The sequence below is a fragment of the Tsukamurella soli genome (assembly GCF_039541155.1).
Taxonomy (GTDB): domain Bacteria; phylum Actinomycetota; class Actinomycetes; order Mycobacteriales; family Mycobacteriaceae; genus Tsukamurella; species Tsukamurella soli.
Genome location: NZ_BAABFR010000204.1, coordinates 1 through 2,910, shown reverse-complemented (window position 1 = coordinate 2,910; position 2,910 = coordinate 1). Strand labels below are relative to the sequence as shown.

Below are 2,910 nucleotides of genomic sequence, written 5' to 3'. Positions count from 1 at the left end.
CGGGCCGCTCGGGTGCGTGGCGGAACGCGGCTCGCTGACGCGGGCACGGTCACCGTCGGAGCCCCACGCCCGCTTGGCGCCGGCGACGGGGATCGCGGTCGTCGCCGACTCGTCAGGCTGCGGCTCGGGCCCGCGGGTGCGGCGACGGGCGAGGATCGGGATGCGGTCGGTGAACGGTGCGGGCTCGGGTTCGCCCGGGCGCTCGTTGTAGACCAGCTCGTAGTCGGACCGCTTGATCGCGGGGAACGTGCCCGAGGTGACATCGCCCTCGATCGGTTCCCACTCGTCCTCGACGTCGGCGTCGTCATGGAAGGCGAGCGCGGGGAACGAGGTCGACGGGATGGCGCCGCCGGACTTGCTGGACTCCTGCGCGGCCTGGCCCTCGGCGACGTCCTCCGGGCTGAACCGCATGAACGGGACCACCACGATGCCGGCGAGCACCACGATCCCCGCGCAGGCGAGGAAGGCGAGGGCGTAGCCGGAGGCGAGGGCATGCAGCTGCTGGCTGTGCAACGCCGGGTCGGTGCTGAGCGAGCCCGATGTGGGTCCACCCTTGGACATGATCCGCGAGGTGACGAAGACCTGGACGATCGCGAGGCCTCCGACGCCGCCCAGGTTCTGCGCGACCTCGGTGAGCGCGGTCAGCGGGCCGATCTCGGTGGGCCGGACCCCTGCGACGACGCACAACAACAGCGGGGTCAGCGCGAGCCCCACGCCGAGGCCGATCACGAAGACCGGCACGGAGATCTCCGGGAAGTACGAGATGTGGACGGTGGCACGACCGAGGTCCACGGCGTAGCCGTTGATGAGGTTGTAGACGATCAGACACGGGATTAGCACGACGATGCCGCCGATGGCGACGATCCATCGCGCCTGCATACGCTGCGTGAGCGCGGCCGACACGGCCATCGCGATGCCCATACCCACCGCGAACGGCACGAGCGCCACACCGGACTGCCACGGCTCGTATCCCAGCACCTGCTGGAACGTGAGCGCGACGTAGAAGCCCATCGTGGGGATCACGGCGCCGCAGATCAGAATCGCGACCATGGTGGCGACGCGGTTGCGGTTGCGGAACAGGGAGAACGGCAGGATCGGGTTGCGGGTGCCCTTCTCGACCGCCAGGAACACGAGTAGGCAGACGGCGGCGAGCCCGAACGCGACGATGACACCCGGCTGCGTCCACCCCTCGGGTCCGGCGGTGGCGCCGTAGATGCCGGCCGCGCAGCCGACCACGGCGAGGACGGCACCCCGCAAGTCCAGCGCGTGACGGCGCTCGGCCGCCGACTCGTGCAGGGCGATCAGGCCGCCGATGGCGCACACGAGCCCGACCGGGACGTTGATGAGGAACACCAGGCTCCAGTGCCACGTCGCGAGTACGCCGCCGGCGATCAGGCCGGCCACCGAGCCCACGCCGGCCATCGCACCGAAGATCGCGAACGCCTGACTGCGGGCGCGTCCGGGGGCGAAAGTCGTGGCCACCAGCGCAAGCGCGGTGGGACACGCGACCGCCGCCGATGCACCCTGCAGGGTGCGGGCGATGAGCAGCCAGGCCTCCGAGCTGATGCCGAGGACGCCGCCGAGGACGCCCGCAGCGCCCGCGAGGCCCGACGTGATGGTGAAGCACGTGACGCCCGAGATGAACATCCGTTTGCGGCCGAAGGTGTCGCCGAGCCGGCCGCCGAGCAGCATCAGCCCGCCGAACGCCACCGCGTACGCACCGAACACCCAGACCTTCGCGGCGTCGGAGAGGTGCAGTCCGGCCTGGATCTTGGGCATCGCCACGAACACGACGGTCCCGTCCAGAACGGACAGGAAATACATCCCGCTGAGCACGAGGATCGCAAGGCCGAACGCATGGCCCTTTACGGCATACGTCTGGCTGGGCGCCTCGGGCGCCGAAACTGCGGTCATGGGTTTCGACGTTACAGGCCCGTGGAAGGTGCCGGGAAATCGTTGGATGTAACAGTTGTGATTCGTGTGACCACTGTGGCTGACGCCGATTCGCCAGTCGAGGCGCTGACCTGCAGCTGAGAGGATCCATCCGGGATCCGATCACCTGCCCGAGAAAGTTGTGGACCGCACACATTCGCGCGTGTCCGCGGGCCGCTGTCGGGCTCGTGGCGTCGCTACTCCCCTGTCGCGCCGCCGAATCCGGCGACCGCGCCGACCACGATGATCGCCGGCGGGCGCACCTGCGCGGCGCCCGCCACGGCGGCGACGGTAGCCAGCGTGGCGCGGGTCGTACGCTGGTTGTCGGTGGTTCCGTTCTCGACCACCGCCACCGGCGTGTCCGCTGGCCGGCCGCCGGCCAGCAGGGCGTCGGCGATGGCACCGAGCCGCTCCACCCCCATCAGGACGACCACGGTGCCGCGTAGCCGCCCCAGCGCGTCCCAGTCGACGAGGCTGTCCGGGTGGCCCGGGGCCACGTGTCCGGAGACGACGACGGCCTCGTGAGTCACGCCCCGGTGCGTCACAGGGATGCCCGCGGCCGACGGCGCACCGAACGCCGACGTCACCCCGGGGACGACGATCACGGGCACCCCCGCCGCCGCGCACGCCTCGAGCTCCTCGTAGCCGCGGCCGAAGACGTAGGGGTCACCGCCCTTGAGGCGGACCACGAACTTCCCGGCCGTGGCGCGGTCGATCAACACCTCGTTGATGGCCTGCTGCGCCATGGCGCGCCCGTAGGGCACCTTCGCGGCGTCGATCACCTCGACGTGCGGCGCCAGCTCGGCGAGCAGCCGCGGCGGCGCGAGCCGGTCGGCGACCACCACGTCGGCCTGCGCGAGCAGCTGCCGTCCGCGCACGGTGATGAGATCCGGGTCGCCCGGCCCCCCGCCCACGAGGGCGACACCAAGTCGGAGGCCAAGCGGTCTTAGGAAGACAACCACTAGTCCCAACTCCTTG

The 2,910-nt window shown here is 70.8% G+C and carries 1 protein-coding gene; it reads right to left on the bottom strand.

Annotation, left to right across the window (positions count from 1 at the left end; translation table 11 throughout):
• A partial coding sequence (locus ABD908_RS26995) for an MFS transporter (RefSeq protein ID WP_345001943.1) occupies window positions 1–1,914 on the bottom strand: 1,914 nt, incomplete at its 3' end.
• Window positions 1,915–2,910 lie beyond the last annotated feature (996 nt).